The sequence below is a fragment of the Streptomyces sp. NPDC087859 genome (assembly GCF_044742595.1).
Taxonomy (GTDB): domain Bacteria; phylum Actinomycetota; class Actinomycetes; order Streptomycetales; family Streptomycetaceae; genus Streptomyces; species Streptomyces canus_F.
The window spans coordinates 1-26,435 of record NZ_JBIUUU010000025.1 but is presented as its reverse complement, the minus strand read 5'-3'; the positions used below and the strand labels follow the sequence as shown (position 1 = coordinate 26,435).

At 71.2% G+C, this 26,435-nt stretch carries 23 protein-coding genes; 13 read left to right on the top strand and 10 right to left on the bottom strand.

Annotated elements, in window-relative coordinates; translation table 11 throughout:
* Nucleotides 1-45: 45 nt before the first annotated feature.
* Nucleotides 46-1,128 carry a LacI family DNA-binding transcriptional regulator gene (locus ACIOHP_RS43120; protein WP_401896180.1) on the bottom strand — a complete coding sequence of 361 codons (1,083 nt, stop codon included), beginning with the start codon at nt 1,126-1,128 and terminating at the stop codon, nt 46-48.
* A gap of 227 nt (nt 1,129-1,355) precedes the next feature.
* Here ACIOHP_RS43120 and ACIOHP_RS43115 point away from each other — a divergent pair, with 227 nt between their 5' ends.
* From ACIOHP_RS43115 to ACIOHP_RS43095, 5 genes are all read left to right on the top strand, one after another.
* Entirely contained in the window at nt 1,356-2,282 is a 927-nt protein-coding gene (locus ACIOHP_RS43115; RefSeq protein WP_361560863.1) for a sugar ABC transporter permease, read from the top strand.
* Nucleotides 2,283-2,286: 4 nt separating this feature from the next.
* Entirely contained in the window at nt 2,287-3,213 is a 927-nt protein-coding gene (locus ACIOHP_RS43110; RefSeq protein WP_401896176.1) for a carbohydrate ABC transporter permease, read from the top strand.
* A gap of 101 nt (nt 3,214-3,314) precedes the next feature.
* Nucleotides 3,315-4,652: a sugar ABC transporter substrate-binding protein gene (locus ACIOHP_RS43105; RefSeq protein WP_361560859.1), complete on the top strand. Its 1,338-nt coding sequence runs from the start codon at nt 3,315-3,317 to the stop codon at nt 4,650-4,652.
* A 77-nt stretch (nt 4,653-4,729) separates the two neighbouring features.
* Nucleotides 4,730-6,769 (top strand): beta-galactosidase, encoded by a 2,040-nt coding sequence (locus tag ACIOHP_RS43100; RefSeq protein ID WP_401896174.1) that lies wholly within the window; start codon nt 4,730-4,732, stop codon nt 6,767-6,769.
* Nucleotides 6,770-6,888: 119 nt separating this feature from the next.
* Complete coding sequence (locus ACIOHP_RS43095; protein ID WP_401896172.1) at nt 6,889-8,928, top strand: glycoside hydrolase; 2,040 nt, start codon at nt 6,889-6,891, stop codon at nt 8,926-8,928.
* Between the two features lie 108 nt (nt 8,929-9,036).
* Here the strand turns inward: ACIOHP_RS43095 and ACIOHP_RS43090 are convergent, their stop codons facing one another.
* The 5 genes from ACIOHP_RS43090 to ACIOHP_RS43070 all read right to left on the bottom strand — a co-directional run bounded on the left by ACIOHP_RS43090 (nt 9,037) and on the right by ACIOHP_RS43070 (nt 11,966).
* Nucleotides 9,037-9,375: an STAS domain-containing protein gene (locus ACIOHP_RS43090; RefSeq protein WP_401896169.1), complete on the bottom strand. Its 339-nt coding sequence runs from the start codon at nt 9,373-9,375 to the stop codon at nt 9,037-9,039.
* Nucleotides 9,376-9,514: 139 nt separating this feature from the next.
* Nucleotides 9,515-9,727 (bottom strand): hypothetical protein, encoded by a 213-nt coding sequence (locus ACIOHP_RS43085; protein WP_401896167.1) that lies wholly within the window; start codon nt 9,725-9,727, stop codon nt 9,515-9,517.
* Nucleotides 9,728-9,732: 5 nt separating this feature from the next.
* On the bottom strand, nt 9,733-10,338 hold the full coding sequence (locus ACIOHP_RS43080) for a DUF5994 family protein (RefSeq protein ID WP_401896165.1): 606 nt from the start codon (nt 10,336-10,338) through the stop codon (nt 9,733-9,735).
* Between the two features lie 183 nt (nt 10,339-10,521).
* Entirely contained in the window at nt 10,522-10,920 is a 399-nt protein-coding gene (locus ACIOHP_RS43075; protein WP_401896163.1) for a DUF5994 family protein, read from the bottom strand.
* Between the two features lie 44 nt (nt 10,921-10,964).
* Nucleotides 10,965-11,966, bottom strand: a complete 1,002-nt coding sequence (locus tag ACIOHP_RS43070; RefSeq protein WP_401896161.1) for an acyl-CoA desaturase — start codon at nt 11,964-11,966, stop codon at nt 10,965-10,967.
* A gap of 294 nt (nt 11,967-12,260) precedes the next feature.
* On the opposite strand from ACIOHP_RS43070, the gene ACIOHP_RS43065 reads away from it, so the two are divergent.
* The 3 genes from ACIOHP_RS43065 (at nt 12,261) to ACIOHP_RS43055 (ending at nt 13,539) form a co-directional block, all read left to right on the top strand.
* Nucleotides 12,261-12,605 carry a hypothetical protein gene (locus ACIOHP_RS43065; RefSeq protein ID WP_401896158.1) on the top strand — a complete coding sequence of 115 codons (345 nt, stop codon included), beginning with the start codon at nt 12,261-12,263 and terminating at the stop codon, nt 12,603-12,605.
* A gap of 168 nt (nt 12,606-12,773) precedes the next feature.
* A complete protein-coding gene (locus ACIOHP_RS43060; RefSeq protein WP_401896400.1) occupies nt 12,774-12,971 on the top strand; it encodes a DUF5994 family protein in 198 nt (65 codons plus the stop codon).
* A 151-nt stretch (nt 12,972-13,122) separates the two neighbouring features.
* On the top strand, nt 13,123-13,539 hold the full coding sequence (locus ACIOHP_RS43055; protein WP_361560842.1) for an ATP-binding protein: 417 nt from the start codon (nt 13,123-13,125) through the stop codon (nt 13,537-13,539).
* A 104-nt stretch (nt 13,540-13,643) separates the two neighbouring features.
* On the opposite strand, the gene ACIOHP_RS43050 is transcribed toward ACIOHP_RS43055, so the two are convergent.
* Both ACIOHP_RS43050 and ACIOHP_RS43045 read right to left on the bottom strand, forming a co-directional pair.
* Nucleotides 13,644-14,579, bottom strand: coding sequence for an alpha/beta hydrolase family protein (locus ACIOHP_RS43050; RefSeq protein ID WP_401896156.1), 936 nt, complete (start codon nt 14,577-14,579; stop codon nt 13,644-13,646).
* A 221-nt stretch (nt 14,580-14,800) separates the two neighbouring features.
* A complete protein-coding gene (locus tag ACIOHP_RS43045; RefSeq protein ID WP_401896154.1) occupies nt 14,801-16,330 on the bottom strand; it encodes a LuxR C-terminal-related transcriptional regulator in 1,530 nt (509 codons plus the stop codon).
* A 167-nt stretch (nt 16,331-16,497) separates the two neighbouring features.
* Between ACIOHP_RS43045 and ACIOHP_RS43040 the strand changes: the two genes are divergently transcribed.
* Both ACIOHP_RS43040 and ACIOHP_RS43035 read left to right on the top strand, forming a co-directional pair.
* Nucleotides 16,498-17,070, top strand: coding sequence for a PadR family transcriptional regulator (locus tag ACIOHP_RS43040; RefSeq protein ID WP_401896152.1), 573 nt, complete (start codon nt 16,498-16,500; stop codon nt 17,068-17,070).
* A gap of 94 nt (nt 17,071-17,164) precedes the next feature.
* Complete coding sequence (locus ACIOHP_RS43035; protein ID WP_401896149.1) at nt 17,165-18,889, top strand: acyl-CoA dehydrogenase family protein; 1,725 nt, start codon at nt 17,165-17,167, stop codon at nt 18,887-18,889.
* A gap of 99 nt (nt 18,890-18,988) precedes the next feature.
* Here the strand turns inward: ACIOHP_RS43035 and ACIOHP_RS43030 are convergent, their stop codons facing one another.
* Entirely contained in the window at nt 18,989-20,473 is a 1,485-nt protein-coding gene (locus tag ACIOHP_RS43030) for an alpha/beta hydrolase (RefSeq protein WP_401896147.1), read from the bottom strand.
* A gap of 470 nt (nt 20,474-20,943) precedes the next feature.
* Here ACIOHP_RS43030 and ACIOHP_RS43025 point away from each other — a divergent pair, with 470 nt between their 5' ends.
* Complete coding sequence (locus ACIOHP_RS43025; protein ID WP_401896144.1) at nt 20,944-22,314, top strand: diacylglycerol/lipid kinase family protein; 1,371 nt, start codon at nt 20,944-20,946, stop codon at nt 22,312-22,314.
* Nucleotides 22,307-22,903, top strand: a complete 597-nt coding sequence (locus ACIOHP_RS43020; protein ID WP_401896142.1) for a phosphatase PAP2 family protein — start codon at nt 22,307-22,309, stop codon at nt 22,901-22,903. Before ACIOHP_RS43025 ends, ACIOHP_RS43020 begins: the two co-directional genes overlap by 8 nt.
* Before the next feature lie 55 nt (nt 22,904-22,958).
* Here the strand turns inward: ACIOHP_RS43020 and ACIOHP_RS43015 are convergent, their stop codons facing one another.
* On the bottom strand, nt 22,959-25,778 hold the full coding sequence (locus ACIOHP_RS43015) for an ATP-binding protein (RefSeq protein ID WP_401896141.1): 2,820 nt from the start codon (nt 25,776-25,778) through the stop codon (nt 22,959-22,961).
* A 346-nt stretch (nt 25,779-26,124) separates the two neighbouring features.
* Between ACIOHP_RS43015 and ACIOHP_RS43010 the strand changes: the two genes are divergently transcribed.
* The coding region (locus ACIOHP_RS43010; protein ID WP_401896138.1) for an alpha/beta hydrolase at nt 26,125-26,435 on the top strand (311 nt) is incomplete at its 3' end.

Sequence of the window (26,435 nt, the reverse complement as noted above, 5' to 3'; positions counted from 1 at the left end):
ACGGCACACCTGCAACGGCAGCGAGCGGCACTCTCCGGCCGCCGCTCAGCGCACTGTGGGTGGCGCCGTGCTCTCCCGGACCATCAGACGCGTCGGCACAAGCGTCGTGCCGTGCGTCGCGTCGTCGTGGCGCATCTTCCGCAGGACCGCCTGGACGCAGAGGCGGCCGACCTCGGCGAAGTCCTGATGGACCGTCGTGAGGGGCGGCAGGAAGGACGACGCCTCGGCGATGTCGTCGAAGCCGATGACGCTGACGTCCTCAGGGACGCGCCGGCCGCGTTCATGCAGCGCGCGCAGCAGGCCCAGGGCCATCTGGTCGTTGGCCGTGAAGACCGCCGTGCAGTCCTCCTGCGCGGCCAGCTCCAGGCCCGCCCGGTAGCCGGAGTCCGCCGACCAGTCGCCCCGCACCAGGGGCGGTATCCGCCGGCCCGCGTCGGTGAGGGTGGCCTGCCAGGCGTCGGTACGGCGCTGGGCGGCATAGGAACCCTCGGGGCCCGCGAGGTGCCAGACCGTGTCGTGGCCGAGCCCGAGCAGATGCTCGACGGCCGTGCGCGTGCCGCCTGCCTGGTCGGTGTCGACGACCGTGTACCGCTCCCCCGCGTCGGAGTCGGCGACGACCACCTGGACACGGGGCGGCATGTTGATGGTGGCCGCGTCCAGGAGATGCACCTCCATGATGACGATCACCGCGTCGACGGCGAGTTCCCCCAGTCGGGAGAAGGCGCCGCGCACCTCGTCCTGGGTGGGAACGGCGACCGGCAGCAGGGTCACCGCGTATCCCTCGGCCGCCGCGGCGGTGGCGATCGCCTCCAGGGTGCGGACGTTGCCGGTCGTGGAGAGAGTGAAGGTGATGACGCCCAGGGTGCGGAACTCGCCGCGCTTCAGGGCGCGGGCGGCGCTGTTGGGGCGGTAGCCCAGCTCCCGCATGGCGGCGAGGACCTGACGGCGCGTCTCCTCGTTGACACCCGCGTAACCGTTCGACACCCGCGAGACGGTCTGCGAGGACACCCCGGCCAGTCGCGCCACATCGGCCATCGAGACCGCGAGACGGACCGGCCCCTGTGCGCGCCGGCGGCCGGTCACCGCAGGTGAGGCCGCCTGCGTCGGCGTGTCGTGCGTCGCGTCCATTTTCTACCCCCTGCCTCTCCTTGCATCGCTTTGATCACGATCCCCCCGGGAGACCCTTGACCTCTCTCAGCGGAGGAGTGTAGACATGCCGCCATCGGATGTTTACGCAAACATAACAGCTCAGGTCTCTTTTTTTGCTGCTTGATGTTTGCGTAAACATCTCGTCCGCGCCACACGGGGAAAGCCGCGGGGCGCGGGTTCCATGAGTGGACGAGCGAGGAACGATCATGACAACGCTGCAACCGCCGGCCGCCGCCGCGCCGCGCCCGGCACCGCCTCCGGCCAAACGGGACCGACGCTCCTGGACGGGGTGGGGGTTCATCGGCCCGTTCGTGGCGGTCTTCGCACTCGTCTTCCTCGCGCCCATCGCGTACTCGATCTACCTGAGTCTCTTCCGCAACCAGCTGATCGGCGGCAACCAGTTCGTCGGCCTGGACAACTACACGCAGGCCCTCAAGGACGACCAGTTCTGGTCGGCCGTCGGCCGCGTGGGACTCTTCCTGGCGATCCAGGTGCCGATCATGCTGGGCATCGCCCTGCTGGTGGCGCTGGCATTGGACAGCGGCCGGCTCTACGGCAAGAGCTTCTTCCGGATCACGATCTTCCTGCCGTACGCCGTGCCCGCCGTGGTCGCCACCCTGATGTGGGGCTTCATGTACGGCACCAAGTACGGCCTGGTGGGCGACATCAACGAGACGTTCGGCCTCACGCTGCCCGACCTGCTCTCCCCCGACTGGGTCCTGGCCTCCATCGGCAACATCGTGACGTGGGAGTTCGTCGGCTACAACATGCTGATCTTCTACTCGGCGCTGCGGGTCATCCCGAGCTCCCTGTACGAGGCGGCGGAGATCGACGGCGCCGGTCAGTGGCGGGTGATCGCCTCTATCAAGCTGCCCGCGATCCGGGGCGCGATCGTCATCGCGACGATCTTCTCGATCATCGGCAGCTTCCAGCTCTTCAACGAGCCGAGCATCCTGCGGCCGCTGGCGCTCAACGCCATCACCACCGACTACACGCCGAACTTCTACACGTACTCGCTGTCCTTCGCCGGCCAGCAGCACAACTACTCCGCGACGGTCGCCATCATCATGGGCCTGCTCACGATGGTGGTCGCCTACGTCGTGCAGCTGCGCGGCATGCGCAAGGGAGCGTGACCCGATGAGCACCCCTGTCACCACCGCCTCCCCCGCCAAAGCCGGCAGCCCTCCCCGGCTGCGGACCCCGCGCAAGCACACCCCGGACAAGCGCCGGCGCAGCGTGCTCATGACGGTGCTGATGGCCCTGATGGTCCTCTACACCGTGGTGCCGCTGATCTGGCTGGTCATCAACTCCACCAAGACCCAGGCCGGTCTGGGCGACTCCAACGGTCTGTGGTTCGCCCACGACTTCGCCCTGTGGGACAACATCCGGGACACCTTCACCTACCACGACGGCATCTTCGGCCGCTGGCTGCTCAACACCCTGCTGTACGTGGTGCTCGGCGCGGGCGGCGCGACGCTGCTGGCGGTACTGGGCGGCTACGCGCTGGCGAAGTTCGACTTCCCCGGCAAGCGCGCCATCTTCGCCGTCGTCATCGGCGCGGTGGCCGTGCCGGGTACGGCGCTCGCGGTGCCGACCTTCCTGATGTTCAGCAAGATGGGGCTCACCGACACTCCGTGGGCGGTGATCATCCCGTCGCTGGTGTCGCCGTTCGGTCTCTATCTGATGTGGGTGTTCGCCGCCGAGGCGATCCCGACCGAGCTGCTGGAGGCGGCCCGGATGGACGGGGCGAGCGAGGTGCGGACCTTCTTCCAGGTCGCGTTGCCGCTGCTGTCCCCGGGGATCGTGACCGTGCTGCTGTTCACCACGGTCGCCACCTGGAACAACTACTTCCTCCCGCTGATCATGCTCAAGGACCCGGACTGGTACCCGCTGACCCTGGGTCTGAGCGCCTGGAGCAACCAGGCACAGACCATCGGCGGTGACGTCATCTTCAACCTGGTGATCACGGGCTCCCTGCTCACGATCATCCCCCTGATCGCCGCCTTCCTGTTCCTCCAGAAGTACTGGCAGTCCGGCCTCGCCGCCGGAAGCGTCAAGGAGTGACGAGGCCGGCGCCCGCAAGCCCCCCAATTGAGCACCACCGGCACCACCGGCACCACCCCCACCCTCACCTGTCCCACCCACGCAGAAGTGGAAGCACCTCCATGCGCAGAACAACCGGCCGCATCCTGCGCGGCATCGCCCTCGTCTCCACCCTCGCCCTGGGCGCCACCGCATGCGGCGGCTCGGACGACGACTCCGACACGAAGGCCGTCTCCGCCGCGGACATCAAGGCAGCCCTGGCCAAGGGCGGCGACATCACGGTCTGGGCCTGGGAGCCCACCTTGAAGACCGTGGCCGCCGACTTCCAGAAGAAGTACCCGAAGGTCAAGGTCAACCTGGTCAGCGAGCGCTCCGGCGACAAGCACTACACCGCGCTGTCCAACGCGATCTCGGCCGGCAAGGGCGTCCCCGACGTCGCCCAGGTCGAGTACTTCGCACTCGGCCAGTACTCCCTGACCAAGGGCCTGACCGACCTGGCCCCCTACGGCGCCGAGAAGCTCGCCTCGAAGTACACGCCCGGTCCGTGGAACGCGGTCAGCGACGGCGACAAGGTCTACGGCCTGCCGATGGACTCGGGCCCGATGGCGCTGTTCTACAACAAGAAGGTCTTCGACAAGTACAAGATCGCCGTCCCGACCACCTGGGACGAGTACCTGGACGCGGCCCGCAAGCTCCACAAGGCCGACCCGAAGGCCTACATCGCCAACGACGCCGGTGACGCGGGCTTCACCACCTCCATGCTGTGGCAGGCCGGTTCGCGCCCCTACAAGGTCGACGGCACCAAGGTCGGCGTCAACTTCGACGACGCCGGAGCCAAGAAGTTCGAGACGGTCTGGCAGAAGCTGATCGACGAGAAGCTGCTCGCCCCGGTCAACGGCTGGACCGACGACTGGTACAAGGGCCTCGGCGACGGCACCATCGCCACCCTGGCCACCGGCGCCTGGATGCCCGCCAACTTCTCCACCGGCGTCCCGAACGCCAAGGGCCAGTGGCGTGCCGCGGCGATGCCCGCCTGGACCAAGGGCGACAAGGCGAGCGCGGAGAACGGCGGCTCCTCGCTGACGGTCCCGGCGCTGGCCAAGAACAAGGAACTCGCCTACGCCTTCACCGAGTACGCCAACTCCGGTGACGGTGTCGCCACCCGTGTCTCCGAGGGCGCCTTCCCGGCCACCAAGGCGGAGCTGGAGTCGGCCGACTTCCAGAGCAAGAAGTTCGACTACTTCGGCGGCCAGGAAGCCAACAAGATCTTCGCCGAGTCCGCCGCGAACGTGGCGAGCGACTGGTCCTACCTCCCGTTCCAGGCGTACGCGAACTCGATCTTCAACGACACGGTCGGCAAGGCCTACGTCTCCAACACCACGCTGGCGGACGGTCTGAAGGCCTGGCAGGACGCGTCGGTCAAGTACGGCGAGGAGCAGGGCTTCACCATCGAGAAGTAGCCCGCACCACAGCTCGGACGCCGGGCGGCGCGGCACCTCGCCGCGCCGCCCCGCGCATCATCTTCGGAAGGACCGCCATGATCTCCACCCTCCACTCCCGCGGACGCGGGGCGGACGGTGACCCCACCCCGCGTCTCGCCTTCGGCGCCGACTACAACCCCGAGCAGTGGCCCCGGGAGGTGTGGGAGGAGGACGTCCGGCTGATGCAGGAGGCCGGTGTCACCGTCGTCTCGGTGGCGATCTTCTCGTGGGCACGCCTGCAGCCGGGCCCCGACGAGTGGGACTTCGGCTGGCTCGACGAGGTCATGGACCTGCTGCACGCCGGCGGCATCGGCGTCGACCTGGCGACCGCCACCGCCTCCCCGCCGCCGTGGCTGACCACGGCCCACCCGGAGATCCTGCCGGTCACCGCGACCGGCGAGACCCTGTGGCCGGGCGCCCGCCAGCACTGGCGGCCCACCTCCCCCGTCTTCCGCGAGCACGCCCTGCGCCTGGTCCGCGAGATGGCGAACCGCTACGCCGACCACCCCGCGCTGGTCGCCTGGCACGTCTCCAACGAGCTGGGCTGCCACAACATCTACGACTACTCCGACGACGCGGCCCGCTCCTTCCGCGACTGGCTGCGGGCCCGCTACGGCACGCTGGAGGCCCTCAACCACGCCTGGGGCACGGCGTTCTGGTCACAGCGCTACAGCGACTGGCAACAGATCCTGCCCCCGCGTCTGGCGGCCTCGCACCCGAACCCGACCCAGCAGCTGGACTTCAAGCGCTTCTCCTCCGACGCCCTCAAGGACCACCTGCGCGCGGAGCGGGACCTCCTCAAGGGCATCACCCCGGACGTCCCGGTCACCACCAACTTCATGGTGATGGGCGAGACCAAGGGCATGGACTACGCGGACTGGGCCGAGGAGATCGACTTCGTCTCCAACGACCACTACGTCCTCCCCGGCCCGCAGTCGCGCGACGAACTGTCCTTCTCCGCGAACCTCACCAGCGGCATCGCGGGCGGCCGACCCTGGTTCCTGATGGAACACTCCACCAGCGCCGTCAACTGGCAGCCGGTGAACGTGGCGAAGCGGCCCGGCGAGCTGGCCCGGGACTCCCTGCTGCACGTGGCGCACGGCGCCGACGCCGTGTGCTACTTCCAGTGGCGCCAGTCGGCGGCCGGAGCCGAGAAGTACCACTCGGCGATGGTCCCGCACGCCGGCGCCGACAGTGAGCTGTTCCGCGCGGTGGCCGAGCTCGGCGCCACCCTCAAGACCCTGGCCCCGGTGGCCGGTTCGGCCCGGGAGAGCGCGAAGGTCGGAATCGTCTTCGACTGGGACTCCTGGTGGGCGAGCGAGCAGGACTCCCACCCCACCTCGCTGCTCAACTACCGCCAGGAGGGCCTGGACTGGTACTCGGCGCTCCTCGCACTCGGCGTGCGCGCCGACCTGATCACCACCAGGAGCGACTTCGCGCGCTACGACGTGCTGATCGCGCCCGTCCTGCACGTGGTCCCGGCGGAGCTCGCCAAGGAGCTGACCCGCTACACCGAGCAGGGCGGACACCTGGTCACGACCTACTTCTCCGGCGTCGTCGACCAGAACGACCACATCTGGCTCGGCGGCTACCCCGGCGCCCTGCGCGAGCTGCTCGGCATCCGCGTCGAGGAGTTCGGCCCGCTGCTCGCCGAGGAGTCGGTGTCCCTGGACGACGGCTCGACCGGCACCCTGTGGACCGACCGCATCACCCTGGCCGACGACCGCACCGAGGTCCTCGCCCGCTACGACTCCGGCAACCAGGCCGGACGGCCGGCCGTGACCCGGCGGACGACGGCCGCCGGTTCGGCGTCCTACGTCTCCACGCGCCTCGGCGTCGCGGGTCTCACCTCGCTGCTGCCGCGTCTCCTCGACCCGGCCGGCGTGACGAGCGAGCTCCCGGCCGAGGCGCGCGGACGCGTCGAACTGGCCGTCCGCGGCAACGCCGAGGAGAAGTTCCTGTTCCTGGTGAACCGGACCGACGACACGGTGCCGCTGCCCGGGTTCACCGGCGACGTGCTGTACGGCACGGCCGCCGACGACGGGCTGGTCCTGGGGCCGCGCGAGGTCGCCGTGGTGCGCCGACCGACGGTCTGACCCGCTCCTCCACCTCTGTCTCCCCGGGCGGCACATGGCCCGCCCGGGGGCACCCCTTCCCGTACCACCGGCGGGAGGGACCACCGCAGCGTTTCCACCTATGAAGCTGGGAGCACACGATGGCAGGACTCACCCGCAGCAGACGGCTTCTCGGGGCCGCGTCGATGACCGCGCTGGCGACCGGAGCGGCGCTGCTCTCCGTGCCCGCGCCGCTCGCCCAGGCCGACACGGTCACCGCGTCGGTCACCGTCCAACCCGATCCGTCCTACAAGCAGGACCGGTTCGAGGGCTGGGGCACCAGCCTGGTCTGGTTCGCCAACGCCACCGGCGACTACCCCAAGGAGATCCGCGAGAAGCTCGCCGATCTGCTCTTCGGCGACGACGGTCTGGCGCTGAACATCGCGCGCTACAACATCGGCGGCGGCAACGCCCCCGACGTGAAGGACTACCTGCGTGCCGGTGGCGCGGTCGAGGGCTGGTGGAAGGCACCGGCGGGCACGACCCGCACCGACACCGACTGGTGGAGCGCCGACGACTCCGCCGACTGGAACGGCAAGGCCGACGCCACACAGCGCTGGTGGGTCGATCGCATCAAGAAGGACATCACTCACTGGGAGACGTTCTCGAACTCCCCGCCGTGGTTCATGACGGAGAGCGGCTATGTCTCGGGCGGGTTCAACGCCAACGCCGAGCAGCTGAAGGAGAGTTCGGTCGACGACTTCGCCGCCTACGTCGCCGGGGTGACGAAGCGGCTGGAGAAGTCCGAGGGCATCAAGGTCGACACGGTCGACCCGTTCAACGAGCCGAACACCGGTTACTGGGGCACCCGTCTGGACGCGAACGGCGAGCCGGTGGGCGGCCGTCAGGAGGGTGCGCACATCGGGCCCGCGATGCAGGAGAAGGTGCTGGCCGCGCTGGCGCCCGCGCTGAAGAAGGCCAAGGTCAAGGCCGAGATATCGGCGATGGACGAGACCAACCCCGGCCTGTTCGCGACCAACTGGAACTCCTACTCCCAGGCGTCCAAGGACCTCGTCGGCCAGATGAACGTCCACACCTACGGCACCGGTCAGCGCACCACGGTCCGTGACCTGGCCAAGGCGGCCGACAAGCCGCTGTGGATGAGCGAGGTCGAGGGCGACTGGGGCGACGGGCAGAGCTTCACCGACATGCGCCCCGGGCTGGGCCTGGCGCAGCAGATGGTGAACGACCTGCGCGAACTGGAGCCCAAGGCCTGGGTGTTCTGGCAGCCGGTCGAGGACTACGACAACATGAAGCCGGGCGGCGAGTCCGCCAAGGGCGGCAACTGGGGTTCCATCCAGCTGCCGTTCAGCTGCACGTCGGCCGACACCCTGAAGTCCTGCCCGATCTACACGAACACGAAGTTCGACACGGCCCGCAACTTCACGCACTTCATCAAGCCCGGCGACAGCCTGGTCAAGGTGGACGACACCTCCAGCGCCGCCGCAGTGACGAAGGACGGCAAGGGTGCCACGCTGGTCCACGTCAACTCCACGACCGCGCCGCGCGCGGTGACGATCGACCTGTCGAAGTTCGGGAAGATCAAGCGTGACGCGACCGTCACCCCGACCGTCACCGACGCCGCCGGCAAGCTCGTGAAGCGGGCCCCGGTCCGCGTCGTCGACGGCAAGGCGACGTTCACCGTCCCCGCGCAGTCCGTGACCTCGTTCGCCGTCAAGGGCGTCTCCGGAGTCGCGAAGGACGCGAGCCTGTTCAGCAAGGGCGAGTCCTACACCCTGACCGGTGTGCAGAGCGGCAAGGCGGTGACCGTCGGTGCGAACGGCACGAGCCTGACCATCAACTCGGCCAACGGCACGGTCGCGCAGGAGTGGCGGCTGGAGGCAAAGTACGGCAAGAAGGGCAGCAACCGTGCGCGCTACGTCTTCGCCAACCCGGCCGAGGACAAGCGGCTCGCCGTGCGGAACAACGTGCCGGTGATCGAGGCCGACACGGGTGAGCGGGACCCGGCGACCGAGTGGATCCTGTCGACCACGGGCGACGGCACCTGGACCCTGGTGAACCAGGCGACCGGGCGGCTGCTGGAGGTCGGCGGCCAGGCGACGAACGAGGGCGCGGCCGTCACGACGTGGCAGGCCAACTCCGGTTCCAACCAGCGGTGGCGGATCACCGAGGCCGGCTGACCAGCACCTTCGGATCACCAACAGTTCACACAGGCGCTCGGCCAGGGTTTCCCGGCCGAGCGTCTTGCGTGGTCGGCCGCAGAAGCCGGCCGACTCCGCACTCCCGCCTCACCCCGTGGCGGGCGCGGCGTGGAGCTCGTGGAGCAGGAAAAGGGGACCGGCGATCTCGATGATGCGGGCCAACGTCAGCGGCGGATAGTGCAGTTGGAGGGTGGCTCCGGCATCGGTGGCGAGCCGGGAGAGCTCTAGGAAGGTATTGAGTCCGCTGACGTCGCAGAAGGTGACCGCGGTGAGATCGACGTCGACGGTGCGGATGCCGTCGTGTACGCATGTGGTCAGTGCGGAGCGTACGAGCGGGGCAGTGGCCAAGTCGATCTCTCCCGCGAAGGTGATCAGGGCGCGGGTGTCGCGGTCGTGGCGGTAGACGTTCAACTGGGCAGAGCGCATGGCCCCTCCGTCGGAAGTCCCTGTTCGGGCAGGGTCACGCGGCCGGGGTCACGGGCTGCGGACTGTGCTGTCGGTTCGGTCCGTCAGATCAGGTCGATGACGGGCCGGAACAGCCTGACGCTCTGACGCGACGATGGGCTCACTCCGTCGCCTTGCGGGTACGGCGCCTGGGGCGCAGCCGCGCACGGGCCTTCCGCGGCACCCGCGCGGCCGGTCCCTGGACGGGCATCCCGGAGCGGCCGTAGTGGAAGGCGGAGACGCCATCACTGTGCTGCGAGTTGAGCAGGTGGATGAGGAGCACCCCGAGGACGATCATCGCCACGATCACGGTCACGGTCACGAACACGTCCATCGCCCTCACCGCCCCGTGGGCTGAAGGGGCAGCCCGGCGGTCACGGCCGGGATCCGTGGACGCATGGCCGGGTCGCGGGCCTCGTGTCCGCCTTCGGAGTCCCAGACCGCTTGCACGCTCCGGTCGTCCTCGTACACCGTCCGCAGGCTCGCGGCCTCCTCCATCAACCGGCTCGCGGTCGATGTGCGCAGCGGGTCACTCGCGGCGGCCATCAGCCAGGCGGCCGTGACGGCGGGCGTCCGCGGCGGGATCACCAGGAGGTTCCAGCGGCCGATGCGGTACGAGAGCAGCAGCAGTTCGTTCGGGTCCTGCTCGTTCTCGAACCAGCCCACCTTCACCACATGCCCGGCGACGGGCACCTTGCGCGGGATGACCGGCCAATGGGTGGGGTTCACCGTGACCCGGGTGATCCGGCCCCACAACGGGTCCAGTACCGCGGTCAGGGAGGGGAGCTCCGCCTCGAGATCGTGGCAGCGGGGCCACCAGGCGCCGTCCAGCAGAGCCGGTGCGGAACCGGCCGGGGCCAGCGACAGACGCAGAGGGAGTGAGGAGGACACGGAGGACCGGTGATCGGCTTCGAGTGTCGGCGAGGAGGAGACGGTCGCAGTCATGACGCGGACCCTGCCCCGGACCGGCTGCGACCGGCCCGGCATAGTCAATCGCCGAAAACGACACGGCGTGGAAGCGGTGCGCGAAATATCCTCGGTACCTTCAGTCTACTCCCCGGACAGGCCGAACGGACCGGCCCGGGAAGCGGAACAGCTGACCGCCCTCACGTCTCCGATGCCGAACAGTCACACCTGACCGACGATCGCGGCCGCCATGAGCGGTTCCGCGGCCGCCTCGGTCGTGTCCGGAGGCACGACGAGCAGATCCCAGCGCCCCCGGCCCGGGGCGAGCAGGACGATGGTGTGCGGCGCGGACGCCGTGAGAGACCTGCGCAGTCGCACGACCTGGTTGAAGACCAGCATCCGGCCGGGCGCGGCGGACCATGTCGCCCCGTTGACCGTGGCGCTGGTGATGTGACCCCACGCGCGGGGCAACCCCGCGAGCAGCTGGGGCAGTTCGGCGAGCAGGTCGTACGAACGGGGCCACCACGCTCCGTCGATGGGTCGGGGCATCCCTCCGCGAGGTGCCAGACGCAGGCGCAGGACGGGAAGGGAGGGTAGCGGGGACTGCAGTGCGGTGGTCATGAGATCTCCTGCCAACTGCCTTGCGCGGGCGAGTGGTCGATGTGTCAGGCGCGGCGGGCGGCGACGCGATCGGGACTCGGCCAGCGCACGTCGTGCACCCATCCGAGCCGCTCGAAGAGGCGGATGACGGCGGCCGACGGGTCGATCTGACCGCGATCGACGCCGTGCCGGGCGCTGGTGGGGTCGGCGTGATGGAGGTTGTGCCAGCTCTCCCCGAAGGAGAGCAGGGCGAGCGGCCACAGGTTGGTGGCGCGGTCGTGGCGCCGGGTGCGGAAGGGGCGCTCACCGATCATGTGGCACAGGGAGTTGACGCTCCAGGTGACGTGGTGGAGGAGCGCTATGCGGATGAATCCCGCCCACAGCAGGGCCGTCAGCGCGTGGACCCAGGTCCCGCCGATGAGCCAGCCGGCGCCGAACGGCAGGGCGAGGGTGAGCAGGCACAGCCACGGGAAGGCGCGGGAGACGGCGCGGATGTCGCGGTCGGCCAGGAGGTCGGGGGCGTAACGCTCCGGCGGCGTATGGTCGTTGCGGAACAGCCAGCCGATGTGCGCGTGCAGCAGTCCTCGCAACTGGCCGCGCAGATGCGTGCCGTAGCGGTACGGGGAGTGCGGGTCACCGGGCCGGTCGGTGAAGGCGTGGTGGCGGCGGTGCGTGGCGACCCAGCCGATGACGTCACCCTGGAAACTCATCGAACCGGCCACCGCGAGGGCGATCCGCACGGGACGGTTCGCCCGGTAGCCGCCGTGGGTGAGGCCGCGGTGGAAGCCGACCGTGACTCCGAGGCCCGTGATCGTGTAGAGGACCAGCGCGAGGACGATGTCCGCGGGGTGGATGAGGCTCCCCCACAGCAGCCAGCCGGCCAGGCCGAGCGCCACGAACGGCAGCACGACGATGAGCGCCGTCACAGCGACGTACAGCCGCTCCCCGCCCTCGCGTGCGGGCGCCGGGTCGTCCGGCGGGAAGGGCGATGTACCGTCGTAGCCCTGGGGTGGCTGGGCGGTGTCCAGTGGGGCCGTAGGGACGGACGTGGTGGGGCTCAGTGCCATGGAGGGGCTCCTTGACCTCTGTGAAGGCCGCTGGGACGGAGGTGCGGCCGGGGTCACGGGCTGCCCCTGATGGGTGGGTGCCGTGCTCAGGACTGTCTGTCGGGTAGGCACGAAACACCCTCGCTCCCCCAACGTACTCCCCTTGTGGACGGAAGCGTCCCGGCCGGAACCGGTCGGCGGCCTCCGCCAGGGCGCGCCCGCGCCCCCACCGCGTTGACACGGACCCTCGCCGGACGTTGACTGGCAGCACGGCGCAGGCGGTGCCCCGACACGACGGAAGCGGTACACACGACGATGTACGACCAGACACGCGCCCAACAGCCCGCGGACCAACCCCCGGGCCGCGCCGGACGCCGCACCCCGGGCCCGGAGCCCCTGCTCCCGGCGGAGGGGCGGGAGGAGATCGTCCGGCGTCTGGGACACGCCGTCAACACCTTCGCGGATGCCCCGCGCGAGGCGCTCGAGGAGGCCGAGGCCGCCTTCGACGAGGCCACTGCCCAGCTCGCCAGGGCCCTTTCGGAACACCGAGAGGCCCTCCGTGCCGACTGGCAGAACCGGGACCCCGAGACGGACTCCACCGAGCTCCGGCTCGCGCTGAGGCAGTACCGGGAGATCACCCAGCGGTTGCTGCGCGCGTAGGCGTCCACCGGGTCGTCCACGTCCCCGGCCGAGGGTCCTGGACGGCCCGCCCCGTCGGGCGGAGTAGCGTGAGCGGACCGGGAGTTCTTCGTACGGCGCCCGCTCTCCTTCGGCTCACCCTGCGCCCACCGACCCTTCCGCACGGCCCGGTGAGCGGCGCCTGGCGACCTGCCCGTCGCCGGTCGCACGGTGAAGGCCGCCTGGCTCACGTCCGGGTTCGACCCGCACACCATCCGGCTCTTCTCCTACGGCGTCGGCCACTGGGACCTGCTGGTCGTCCCGCCCGCGGCCGATCCCGCGCTGCGCCGTAGCGCGACCGCGCTCCTGGCGGAGGAGGACGGGAGCTCCTCGGCACCAGGCGCCTGATCCCCGGGCCGGGAAACCCCGACGCACCGGTTCCCGGTTGGCGATCACCCGCACAGGGCATCACGCAAGGACAGGGCCGGCCGGGCCGGACAAGCGCGGCCCGGCATGCGGCCACGGGGGACGGTCGTCCAAGGAGGGGAAGTGATCCGCCATGCGTACGCGTCGGCGTACCCATCGGCGTTCCGTACGAGTCGAGTACCTGCTGCCCGACCAGGCAGAATCGGCGGGCCGGGCACGGAGGCTGACCGCGCGCTTCCTCGCCCGGCCGGGCCTCGGGGTGACGGGGCTCGACGCCACACACATCGACGACGCGACGCTCGTCGTCTCCGAGCTGGTCACCAATGCCACCCGGCACGGCGGCGCCTGCCGCCTGTGTCTGCAGGTCTCCGGCACCCGGGTGACCGTCGAGGTCTACGACGGCAGCCCCGGCAGGCCCCGGGTGCGACCGCTGACGGCCTGGGGTGAGAGCGGGCGGGGTCTCGCCATGGTGCGGTGCCTGGCGGAGCGCCTCGATGTGGATCCGGTCGGCGGGGGTGGGAACAGGGTGCGCGCGGTGCTGTCCCTCTGAGCGGTGTGCGTCCGGAGCCGGACCTGGCTGTCGCCGCCGCGCGGCCCGGAAGGACCGTGCGGCGGCGATGTCATGGCCAGGCGGTGATCCCGGCGTTCCAGGTGTCAGGAGGTGTGCGGGCAGTTGCCGCGGGACTCGGCGATCGAGAGGCTGACGGCCGGCAGCGGGCACAGGAACTGCTCGTAGCGGGTGTCGTTGTCGATGAACCGCTTCAGCCAGGAAATGCTGTACTTCGCGATCGTCGTGTTGGACGTGTTCGGGGTGAAGTGGGTCGCGCCCCGCAGTTCGAGGTAGGCGCGGTCGGTGGCGGAGGGCAGGCTCGCGTAGAACGGTTCGGAGTGGGTCGCCACGGGCGCGATGGTGTCCCCGTCGGCGCCGACGACAAGGGTGGGAGTCCTGACCTCCGGCCAGGTCTTGTCCAGGTTCCAGCCGGTCAACGGGATGGCGGCCTGCAGCGAGGGGCGGGACTTGGCCGCTTCGAGGGTGCCGCCGCCGCCCATGGAGTGGCCCATCACTCCCAGGCGCCCGGCGTCGACGCGGCCCCGGACCGTGCTGCGGTCCACGAGGTAGTCCAGTGCGGCCAGCAGCTGTGTGCCGCGGCTGGCCGGTTGGTCGGAGGTGGTCAGGGTGTCGATCGTGAAGACGACGAAGCCCTGGGAGGCGAGTCGCGGGCCGAGCCAGGCGATGGAGGACTGGTAGGCGGTGAACCCCGGTGACACCGCGATCGCGCCGAACGTGCCGTCGGCGGTGCTTGTCGGGTAGTAGATGGTGCCTCCGCCGAAGCCACTGACGGCGAGGCGCGACACGCTGGTCTCCGAGACGGCGTAGGGGCCCCGACTGGCCTCGATGCTCGCGTTGGTGGGTGCGGGGCCCCGCTCGTACGGGTTCTCGGCCGCCTGGGCTCCACCGGTCTGCGAGGTCAGCAGGCCGATGAGCGCGGCGGCCGTGGCGACGCCGGAGGCAAGACGCCCGGAACGGCGGCGTCGGTGGTGGCGGTGCGGGGGGTGCGCGGAACGGGAGGTCTCTGGGTCGTCACTCATGGCGGCTCCTTCGAGAGTGAGGGTTCCGGCGCCCTCGGGCCAGGCATCGTCCGCCGTGTGAAGGGCGTCGTACCCGAGGACGTGACACGAGTCATCCGGCGGGGAACAACGTAGGAGCTGACTAAAAGTCAGTCATCAGTGGAATCACCAGTCATGCCACAGGGCACGCACCCGCACCGCGTCGCACCGTGGAGATCACCGGTCACACCGGCGCACGGACATCAGGCCGGTCCCGGCTCCGCCCGGCCCTGGTCCTCGCCGACGTTCGCCAGCAGATGCGCGAGGCCGGTGCGCGAGCTGACACCCAGCTGCGCGAACACGTTGCGCAGGTGGTACTCGACGGTCCGGATGCTGATGGACAGCTCCGCGGCGATCTCCTTGTTCGTCGCCCCGCGCGCCACATCCCGTGCGATGCGCACCTGTTGCGGGGTGAGCGAGGACAGCACCCCCGCCTCGCCGGTCCCGGCCACCTCACCGGCCGCCCGCAGCTCCGCGCCGGCTCGCCCGGCCCACAGCACCGCACCGCAGCGTTCGAAACCCATCAGTGCGTCACGCAACTGCGTGCGTGCCTCGGTGGGCCGGCGCCGGCGACGCAGCCACATACCGAAGGCCAGCTGGGTGCGCGCGTGTTCATACGGACCGGATGCCTGCTCATGGTGAGCGAGCGCGCTGCGGTACAGCTCCTCGCTCCGGTCCGCGGGCGCGACGAGAGCGCGGCACCGCGCCAACTGCGCCGGAGCCTGCGGGTCGGCGCCGAGGTCCGCCCAGACGGCGAACAGGTCGACCATCTCCGTCGCGTCAAGGGCCCGGTCGGACAGGACACAGGCTTCGACGAAGCACGGCACGGCAAGGAACCACAGCCCGAAGTGGCCCTGCCGGGCGCCGGGCCGGACCAGCGGCGCCAGCCGGGCGGCCGCCCGTTCGACCTTGCCCGCCCCCAGCTCCGCCCGCGCCTGGGCCCACTCCGCGAGAAACGCGGCCTGGGCCAGCCCATGGGGTTGCGCGACGGCCAGGACGTCCGCGATCCGCGCACGGACCGTGGGCAGGTCACCCGCGATCGACATCACGAGCGCACGCACGGCCGACAGGTCGGCGGCGACATTGCGCTGACCGAGCTTCTGCGCGAGGGCCACTCCTTCCTCCGCGTGGGCACGGGCCTGGGGGTGGCGGCCCTCCCGCAGCTCCGCGTAGGCGAGGTGCGCCAGGATGCCCGGAACCCTGGTCTCCGCTCCGGCGGAGCGCGCGGACGCCAGGGCGAGGCCCAGGAGCCGGCGCGCGGTGGGGAGCCGACCGAGCAGGAGGGCCACCTCGCCGGCCTCACGGAGCTCGTTCGTCTCCGCCCGGGTCGTGACCTGACGCAGCCGCGGCTCCAGGACCGCGAGGGCACGTCGGAAGTCCCCTTCCACCATCGCGCTCATCCCGATGCGGTGGGACCTCCAAGCGGCCTCGGAACATCCCTCGGCACAGAGCGTGGACTCGTCGCCGGCACCGCAGACGCGGCAGGGGCCCACCGTGAAGACGCGTCGGTAGCTGTCGCGGTCACCGGCCGCCCAGGCCGCCGACGCCGCTGCCAGCAGGGCGCGGCGAGCCAGCGGCGGGTCCGTCTCGCGCAGCTCCGCGGCGGCACGGGACAGCGCTGAGCAGGCATCCGCCACGGGACCGTCGCGCAACAGTTCACGACCGTGCGCGAGGGCACGGTGAGATGCCGTGTCGGTGCGGGCCGCGGAGACGCCGCGAGTCTCGTCGTTCACACGCATCACCGCTTCCCAACCGTCGATCGCAGCCCAAAGGATGGCCAACAACGGCTCGCCCGTCGACCGTCGGCGCGACATTCCGTGGGCCCTGCACAGAGTGAGCCGCGTCGCATCGGCAGGAGTGAGACTTGCTATGCAACGAGTTGCATAGCACGATCGGCGTCATGGCGCTCGAACACGCGATCTTGGTGTCGCTCCTGGAGAAACCGGGGTCCGGCTATGAGCTGGCCCGGCGGTTCGAGCGGTCCATCGGCTACTTCTGGACCGCGACCCACCAGCAGATCTACCGCGTCCTCAAGCGCATGGAGAACGACGGCTGGGTCGACGCCCGGGACGTCCCGCAGCAAGGCCGGCCGGACAAGAAGGAGTACTCCGTCGCCGACCTCGGCCGGGCCGCGCTGTCCTCGTGGCTGCACGATCCGATCGAGCCGGACAGCGTCCGCCACGACCTGGCGGTGAAGATCCGCGGTGCCGCCTTCGACGACCCCGCCGCCCTGATCCACGAGGTGGAGCGACACCGGCAGGCGCACCGAGCCCGGCTGGAGCACTATCTCGCGGGCGAGGAGCGGGACTTCACGGGGCCCGAGGCCGGTGCGGCCGCTCCGCGGGAGCCGCTCGACGCGGAGCGAGAGCTACAGCACGTCGTACTGCGCGGCGGCATCGCGTACGAGCGCATGATGATCGACTGGCTGGAGGACGTGCTGACCACGCTGGCCAGGTTCGCTCCGGGCCACTGACGCCGCCGCACCCGCGCCGCCCGCGCCAACGCTCCCCTCCAGCCGCCCTACCTCATGATTCCCATCCGTCCGCCCGCCGAAAGAGGCCCTCATCATGGCTGACCAACTGCTCTTCAACCCGCGCACCTACGACCCCGCGCACTTCGACCCCGAGACACGCCGCCTGCTGCGTGCCACCGTCGACTGGTTCGAGGAGCGCGGGAAGCGGCAGCTGATAGAGGACTACCGGACCCGCGCCTGGCTCGGGGACTTCCTCGCCTTCGCCGCGAAGGAGAACCTGTTCGCCACGTTCCTGACGCCGGCGTCCGCCGCACCGGAAGCAGCCCCGGACAAGCGGTGGGACACCGCCCGAATCGCCGCGCTCAACGAGATCCTCGGCTTCTACGGCCTGGACTACTGGTACGCCTGGCAGGTCACCATCCTCGGCCTCGGCCCGGTCTGGCAGAGCGAGAACACCGCGGCCCGCGACCGCGCCGCGGAACTCCTCGCCCAGGGAGAGGTGTTCGCGTTCGGCCTGTCCGAGAAGGCCCACGGCGCCGACATCTACTCCACCGACATGCTCCTGGCGCCCGACGGCGACGGCGGCTTCCGCGCCACCGGCTCCAAGTACTACATCGGCAACGGCAACGCCGCCGGACTCGTCTCCGTCTTCGGCCGCCGCACCGACGTCGAGGGCCCCGACGGCTACGTGTTCTTCGCCGCCGACAGCGGTCACCCGAACTACCACCTGGTCAAGAACGTCGTCGACTCGTCGAAGTTCGTCAGCGAGTTCCGCCTGGAGGACTACCCCGTCACGGCCGACGACGTCCTGCACACCGGACGCGCCGCCTTCGACGCCGCGCTCAACACGGTCAACGTCGGCAAGTTCAACCTGTGCACCGCGTCCATCGGCATCTGCGAACACGCGATGTACGAGGCCGTCACCCACGCCCACAACCGTGTCCTCTACGGTCGCCCCGTCACCGCCTTCCCGCACGTGCGCCGCGAACTGACCGACGCCTACGTCCGGCTCGTCGGCATGAAGCTCTTCAGCGACCGCGCCGTCGACTACTTCCGCTCCGCCGGCCCCGACGACCGCCGCTACCTGCTCTTCAACCCGATGACGAAGATGAAGGTGACCACGGAGGGCGAGAAGGTCATCGACCTGATGTGGGACGTGATCGCCGCCAAGGGGTTCGAGAAGGACAACTACTTCGGCCAGGCGGCCATCGAGATCCGCGGGCTGCCGAAGCTGGAGGGCACGGTCCACGTCAACCTGGCGCTGATCCTGAAGTTCATGCGCAGCCACCTGCTCGACCCGGCCGAGTACCCGAGCGTGCCGACCCGCCTCGACGCGGCCGACGACGACTTCCTGTTCCGCCAGGGCCCCGCTCGCGGTCTGGGCTCGGTGCGCTTCCACGACTGGCGCCCCGCCTTCGACGCGTACGCGCATCTGCCCAACGTCGCCCGCCTGCGCGAACAGGCCGACGCGCTCTGCGAGTTCGTCGCCACGGCAGGTCCCGACGCGGAGCAGAGCCGCGACCTCGACCTCGTCCTCTCCATCGGCCAGCTCTTCGCGCTCGTCGTGCACGGCCAGCTCGTCCTGGAGCAGGCCGCCCTGACCGGACTCGACGAGGACGTGCTCGACGAACTCTTCGCCGTCCTGGTACGGGACTTCTCCGGGCACTCCGTCGAACTGCACGGCAAGGACTCGGCAACCGAGGAGCAGCAGGAGTGGGCGCTGAGCTCGGTCCGCCGACCGGTCGTCGACACGGCACGCACGGAGCGGGTCTGGCAGCGGGTCGAGGCACTGTCCGGCGCGTACGAGATGGCCCCGTAGCCGCGCCGCACGCATCACCGGTGGCCGGGCGCCTCGTGGGCCCGGCCACCGGTCGGTCAGGGTTCGGATCCCCCGGTCATCGCGTGGGCAGGCCCGCGCTCACCGGGCGGGCGCGTCGCAGGTGACGTCCGTGGCCGGGAGGCGGCCGGTGGCGAGGTAGGCGTTGACCGTGGCGTCGACGCACGGGGTGCCGAAGACGCCGAACACCGCGTGCTGGTCGGCTCCGCGCAGGGTGACCAGGCGGGAGGAGGGCCACATCCGCCGCACCGTTGTGCCGCCCTCGTAGGTGGTGCGCGGGTCGCCGGTGGCGTTGACGAGCAGGGCCGGGAGGTCGTCCCGGACGGTGGTCGGGCGCTCGCGGGGCCGGTCCCAGAAGGTGCAGGGGCTGAGGTTGTAGGTGACGGGGCCGAGCAGCGGGTCCTTCGCGCGGGCCCGCTGGACGTCACGCCAGTACACCTCCGGGTCCCGCGGGGCGGCCGCGTCGCCGCACAGGATCGCGGACTGGACGCTGCCGTAGTGGGAGTCGGTGCCGGTCAGCTCGAACTCGAGGACCCCGGCGAGCCACGGGGACGGGGTGACCGGGTCCCTGTCCGCCGCGCGCAGCAGGTCCCGCATCCCCTGCGCGAAGTCCCCGTAGGCGGAGTCGTTGTCCTGCGAGAGGCCGTTGAAGACGACGAGGGGCATGACGTGCTCGTCGACCGCGTAGTCACCGAGCCGCAGCGGGGTGCGGGCCGCGGCTGCCTGGACACGGTCCACGGCGGCCAGCACCGCGCCACGGGTACGGCCCAGACCGTACGTCGTGTCCCGGGCGGCGGCCCAGGAGGCCCAGCCCTCCAGCGCGTGACGGTTGGCCTGCTCGGTGCCCCGCAGCAGCCGGGGACCGTACCGGGCCGGGTCCAGGACACCGTCCAGGACGACCCGGTCGGTGCGGCGGGGGAACATCGTGGCGTACACCTCGCCGAGGTAACTGCCGTACGAGTAGCCGAGATAGGAGATCCGCCGCTCGCCGAGCGCGGCGCGGACGACGTCCATGTCGCGCGCGGTGTTGCGGGTGGTGACGTACGGCAGCACATCGCCCTCGTGCCGCCGGCAGAGCTGGGCGAGGTCCTTGGAGAAGGCCGCCACGCGGTCGAACCCGGTGCGGTCGACGCCCGCGCTGCGGAACGCGGAGCCGGTCGGCCACTCGCAGTCCAGCGGGGTGCTGCGGCCGACGAAGCGGGGGTCCACGCCCACCACGTCGTACCGTGCCGCGACGTCCTTCATCGCCTTGCTCACCCATGGCGGGTCGCCGAGCGTCTGCCCGCCGGGGCCGCCGCCGTTGAGCAGCAGCGGGCCGACGCGGTGGGCGGTGTCGGTGGCGCGGATCCGGGAGATCGCGACGGTGATCGTACGGCCGTCGGGGGCGCCGTAGTCCAACGGCACCGTGACGTCGGCGCACCGGGCGCCCGCCTGCTCCAGTTCCCTGCCGGTCGCGTCGTCCGGGCCGAGCACACAGCTCTTCCAGTCGAGGCGTTGGTGGTGGTAGCGGGCGAGGGGGTCGGAGGCCGCCTGTGCGGGGAGCCCCGTCACGGGTAACGCGGCCACGGCGAGAGTGGTGGCGGCCAGGCCCAGGACGGCCTTTCTCGCCGTTCCCGAAGCGCCTTGCGGTACGTGAGGCGTTTGCGGTGGCCGTGGTGCGCGGGCTGTCCGGATCACTGCTGGTTCCCCTCTGCCGGTGCTGTCGGTTCCGTCGCGTCAGAAGCTATGCATCCGCCGCAGCGGGGTCACTCGGGCTGGCGGCCCATTCGCGGTGGGGGCAGCATCAGCTCGGAACAGGGGGTATGCCCCCGGGGAGGAGAAGCGCCGCTGTCGTCCACGACAGCCCGGCTGGCCGAGTGCGGCCCACGCCGCCGGAATCCCGAACCCGGTCGGCATAGGATCGAGGGAACCGTCGATCTTGGCGAGGCCGGCAGGAAAGGCCGGAGAACCTGGCCGGTGGACCATGGCGGACACGACGCAGCACCCGGACCGTGCGAGGAGACAATGGCTCCGACCACCCGACTCGCTGGAGCGCCATGAACACGGTCCGATCGACACACGTCACGGAGCCTGGCGGCTCCGACAAACGGGCGCGCGCTCTGGCCAGACTCTCCCTGCTGTGTGTGGCGGGTGCCGTCGCGTCCGTGGCGGCGGGCGCGGACCGACTGCTGATTCTGCTGCTGGGGCTGGGCGGGCTGGGAGTGGCCGCCGCGGGTCTGTGGTGGGCACTCGCGCACCGGGGTCTGGCGCGTGTGTGCGGCGCTCTCCTGGCCGTGGGCGCTCCCGTCGGCGTGCTCGTCCTGTACGCCGTCTCAGGTCTGTGGCTCGTCGCGGTGGCGGCGCTGGGGGCGTGGGTGGCGGCGCTGGCCTGCGCCAGGAGCGCGTTGCGCCGTCGGCGCAGACCGCACGGCATGCGCTCGCGTTCCGTGCGGCCGCCCGGCCGACCGGTGCTGATCATGAATCCGCGTTCCGGAGGCGGGAAGGTCGGGCAGCACAAACTGGTGGAGCGGGCGGAGGCACTCGGCGCCCGGGTCATCCTGCTCGACCTCGATACCCGCCCCGATCCGGCGGCGCTCGCCCGGCAGGCCATCGCGGACGGCGCGGATCTGCTCGGTGTGGCCGGTGGCGACGGCACGCAGGCCCTGGTGGCTGAGGTGGCCGCCGCACACGACGTACCGTTCATGGTCCTGGCCGCCGGCACCCGCAACCACTTCGCGATGGACCTGGGCCTGGACCGCGCCGACCCCGCCCTTGGCCTGGACGCACTGTCCGACGGTGTGGAACTCCGCATCGATCTGGGCGACGTGGCCGGGCTGCCGTTCGTCAACACGGTCTCCTTCGGGGCGTACGCCGAGATCGTGCAGAGCCCCGACTACCGCGACGCCAAGACGATCACCGCCCTCGACCAGCTGCCGGACCTCCTGCTCGGCGAGGCCGCGGCGACGCTGGAGGCCCAGGCCGACGGCGACCGACTACCGGTTCCGCAGGCCCTGTTGGTGAGCAACAACCCCTACGCGCGGGCCGACCCGCTCGGCGGCGGCCGCAGAGAACGCCTCGACGCCGGCCGGCTCGGAGTGCTCGCCGTCCGGATCGAGGGCGCCGCCCAGGCCGCCGAACTGGCGTTGCGGGGCGAACGGGCCAGCGGCATCACCTCGCTGACCGCACGTCAGGTGACTGTCACGGCCGACTCCGACCTCATCGCCGTGGCTGTCGACGGTGAGGCGCTGACCCTGCCCCCGCCGGTCGTGTGCACGGTCCGTCCCGGTGTCCTGCGGGTCCGGGTGCCCCGTCACCGGCCCGGCGCGTCCTACTCGGCTCCGTCCGTGGACTGGCGGCACATCGTCCACCTCGCCCTCGACCGAAATCCCCCACCCACCCGCACGACGCAGGAGCAGAGTGATGTCTGACCGCCCGCAGCGCCATGACGGCGCCCCCCGAGCGCTGTTGCGTGATCTGGCCGCCCTCGACCAGGCGCTGTACGAGGCAGTGAAGATCACCGACACTCCGACCTTGGACCACGCCCTGCGACGGCTGTCGGCGGCGGCGGACCACTCCAAGATCTCGTTCGCGGTCGCCGGGCTTCTGGCGCTGTGCCCCGGCCGGCCCCGCCGTGCCGCGGCCCTGGGCGTCGCGGCCATCGGTGTCGCCTCGGCCGGGGCGAACCTGCTCGGCAAGCAGCTGGTACGCCGGCCCCGGCCCCATCGGGCCGAGGACTCGCCCTTTCCGGGGCGGCACGTGCCCATGCCCGCGTCCGCCTCCTTCCCCTCCGGCCACACCGCCTCGGCCGTCGCCTTCGCGGCCGCCGTGGGCCCCGCTCTCCCCGCCGCCACGCTGCCACTGGGTCTGCTCGCCTGTGCCGTCGGCTACTCCCGTGTCCACACCGGTGTGCACTATCCGGGTGACGTGATCGCCGGCGCCGTGCTCGGCACCGGCGCGGCGGCCGTCATCCTCGCCTCGACCGGCTGGGACGGCACTCGCCGGCTCCGCCTGCCCTGATTCCGGCCCGCCGCCGCGCCGAGGAGACCACGGAAGGCGGGGCATTCGCTCGGCCTCACACCCCGTCGATGTCGCGCAGTTGGGCGCGAGCGGTGATGCCGAGCTTGGGGAAGATCTTGTGCAGGTGGAAGCCGATGGTGCGCGGTGAGAGATAGAGCCGCGCACCGATCTCGCGGTTGGTCAGGCCCTCGGCCGCCAGTCGGGCGATCTGCAGCTCTTGGGGAGTCAGATCGGCGACGCCGTCGGGTGCGGCGGCCGGCGTCGCGGTCACGCCCGCGGCGCGGAGTTCCGCGGTGGCCCGCTCGGTCCAGGGGCGTGCACCCAGTCGTTCGAAGGTCTCCAGGGCGGTGACCAGCAGCGGGCGTGCCTCGGCGGTGCGTCGGCGGCGGCGTAGCCACTCGGCGAAGTCGAGGTGGGCCAGGGCGTGTTCGAAGGGCCAGCTCGCGGCCGCCGGGACGCCGGTCGCCGCGCGGAAGTGCGGCTCGGCGGCCTCGGGCGCACTCAGCAGGGCCCGGGCGCGGTGCACGATCGCGGCGAGCCGGGCGGAGCGGGGCCGTTCAAGTGCGCGTTCCGCCGCGTCGAGCACGGTGCGCGCGTCGTCCGTCCGGCCGGCGCGGACGGCCGCGGCGGCGAGATCGGCGAGATGGTAAAGGGAGGCGTGGTAGTGGACGGGGGCCGGGCGGGCTTCGTCGGTGAAGGTACGGCGCAGCTGGCCATACGCCGACTCGTGGTCGCCCTCCGCCAGGGCTGCCAGCGCGAGCGCGTGCCGGTGACGAACGTACAGGCTGCGGGCCTTGCGCAGGTCCCGGCCGCGGACGGCGTCACGCACCTGGGCGCGCGCACCGTCGTGGTCGCCACGGGCGGCCCGTACGGTGGCCTGGAGCAGGAGGGATCCGACGCTGACGTTGTCGGCGCCGGCCTCCGTCGCCGTCCGGAAGGCGTTCTCGGCGGCTCCCAGGGCCGCGTCCCATGCTCCGCTCTCGAAGTACGCGAGCGCCAGAGCCTGAGCGACGGTGCAGTTGACGCCTGCGGTGGCGGCCTGTCGCAGGTGGTCCATGGCCTGACCGAGGAGACGGACGGCTTCGTCGGTCTCGTCCAGGATCCAGGCCGCGCCGCCGAGTGTGACGAGTCCGGACAGCGTGCGGTCCGAGTCGTCCGGCAGGGTGTCGACCGCGTGGGTCAGGTTCTTCAGCGCTTGGAGCCGGTCCGTGAACGGGTGGGCCGCCGCCCGTGGCCAGACGCGGTCGCTCTCGTTCGTCTGTGATGCGATCAGGCCGTCGATCCGCTGGATCTCGTGCCGGTAGCGCGGATCGCCCGAGTTGTACGCCGGGGTCGCGGCCGTTCCCAGGGCGCTCAGGGCGAGGGCCGGTGCCGGGGTCGCCATCGATTCCGCCACCGGGAGCAGATGGGCCACGGCGTCGTCGTGTCGCAGCGTCACCGCGAGGGCCCAGCCGGCGCGCAGGGAGGCCTCGGCGAGGAGTTGAGGGTCGTCGGTCAGCGTGGTGACGCGGCCCGCGATCTCCCCCACCCACTGCGGATGCCCCGCGTACATGGCCGACTCGGCTGCGGCGAGCAGGCGGCGGGCGCGTTCTGACGGATCGGGGGTGAGTTCCGCGGCGCGTTCCAGTGCGGTCGCCGCGGCCGCGTGTCCGCCGCGATGCTGGAAGCGTCGCGCGCTCTCGGCCAGCACGCGGGCGATGTCCTCGTCCGGGCCGAGGGCGGCCGCGGCGAGGTGCCAGGCGCGGCGGTCGGGTTCGTGGGCGAGGGCGGCGGCGAGAGTGAGGTGGGCTTCGCGGCGTTCGGCGAAGGAGGCGGCCTGGTGGACGGCGGAGCGCACGAGGGGGTGGCGCAGCCGTACCTGGCCGCCCTCGACACGCACCAGGCCCGCCTGCTCGGCGGGTTCCCACACTTCCGGTCCGCCCAGGTCCGGGAGGTCCGAGAGTTGTGCGGTGCCCGCGGCCGCCGCCAGCAGCAGGGCTCGTCGGGTCGCTGGCGGCAGTGCGGGCAGGTCGGCGGCGAACAGGCGCTCGAGACGGGCGGTCAGAGGCAGCGAATCGACGGCGGCGAGGTCGCGGCGGCCTGGGTCCCGGGCGAAGGCTCGTGTGAGCTCGATCAGGGCGAGGGGGTTTCCCGCCGCCTGCTCGATGATCCGCGCGCGTATCCGGCCGCGCGGTGGTGTCGGCTGCGCGTCCAGCAACCGTCCGGCGGCGGCCCGGTCCAGCGGATCGGCCGTCAGATGCGGGAAGTCCCGGTCGAAGCGGGCGGGCACGGCTTCGTCGCGTGCCGCCAGCAGCAGGGCGGCGCGTTCCCCGTCAAGTCGCCGGGCGACGAAGGCCAGGACGTCCAGCGAGCTCACGTCCAGCCACTGGGCGTCGTCGACGGCGAGGAGGAGCGGGCGCTGTCGCGAGGCCTCCAGGAGCAGCGTCAGCACCGCGGTCCTGATCGACAGCGGGTCGGACGCGGTTGTCCCGTCGCCCGTTTCCATGCCCAGCGCATGGCGCAGGGCGTCGCGCTGACGAGCGGGAAGCCGCTCGATTCCGCCCAGCACGGGGGACAGCAGCTGATGCATCCCGGCGAAGCCGAGATCCTGCTCCCCCTCGCAGCCCCGTACCCGCAGCACCCGCAGGCCGCGCTCGGTGGCCCGCTCGGCGGCCCGGTCCATCAGGGTGCTCTTTCCCGCTCCGGGCTCTCCGGTGAGCACGAGCACGCGCGGACCGTCGCCGTCGAGCGTGTCGATCAGGCCCGTGATCCGCGACAGTTCACGGTCCCGGCCCAGGAGGAGCAAGGGGGTGTGCTCCTGCCCGGCCTCGACGTCGCCGAGGCCGCCCGAGCCACCGAATTCCATGAAGTACCGCTCCCACCCGCCGCCGTTCACGTCTCATTTTGCCAGCTCGGTGTCGCATGACTGGTCACATGACAGAAGCGCCGGCCGTCTCCGGGCTGGCAGCATCCGATCATCGGGCGCGTCGCAGAGGACTGCCCGGATCGTCGAGGGTGCCGGTCCGGGAACGTGGGCGGATGTCCGGCAGCCGGTCCGACGGAGGGCCACATCGCGGGGACGGCGACGCGGATCGACCGCCCGGCCTCTCCTGGTGTGCGCTGCTGGACCGCTACCGGTGCACTGGTAGCGGGGCACCGGCACGCAGCCGCCGCCCATCGCCTGATTCCGGCGTCGTGATCGAGGCGCCCGCAGCACTCGTCAAGAACCTGAGGAGAACGACATGTCTGACGCCGTGGAACCGGTCCAGCCGGTGCTGGAGCCGGCGGCAGCCGCCTTCGCGGAGGCCACCGCGAACCCGCCGTACCTCTTCGACCTGGGCCCGGTCGAGGGCCGTAAGGCGGTCGACGAGGTGCAGTCCGGGGAGATCGACAAGCCCGCGATCGACGAGGAGTGGATCACCGTGCCCGGCGGGCCCACCGGCAGCGTCCGGGCCCGGATCGTCCGCCCCGCGGGCGCGGACGGCACCCTCCCCGTCATCCTCTACATCCACGGCGCCGGCTGGGTCTTCGGCAACGCCCACACCCACGACCG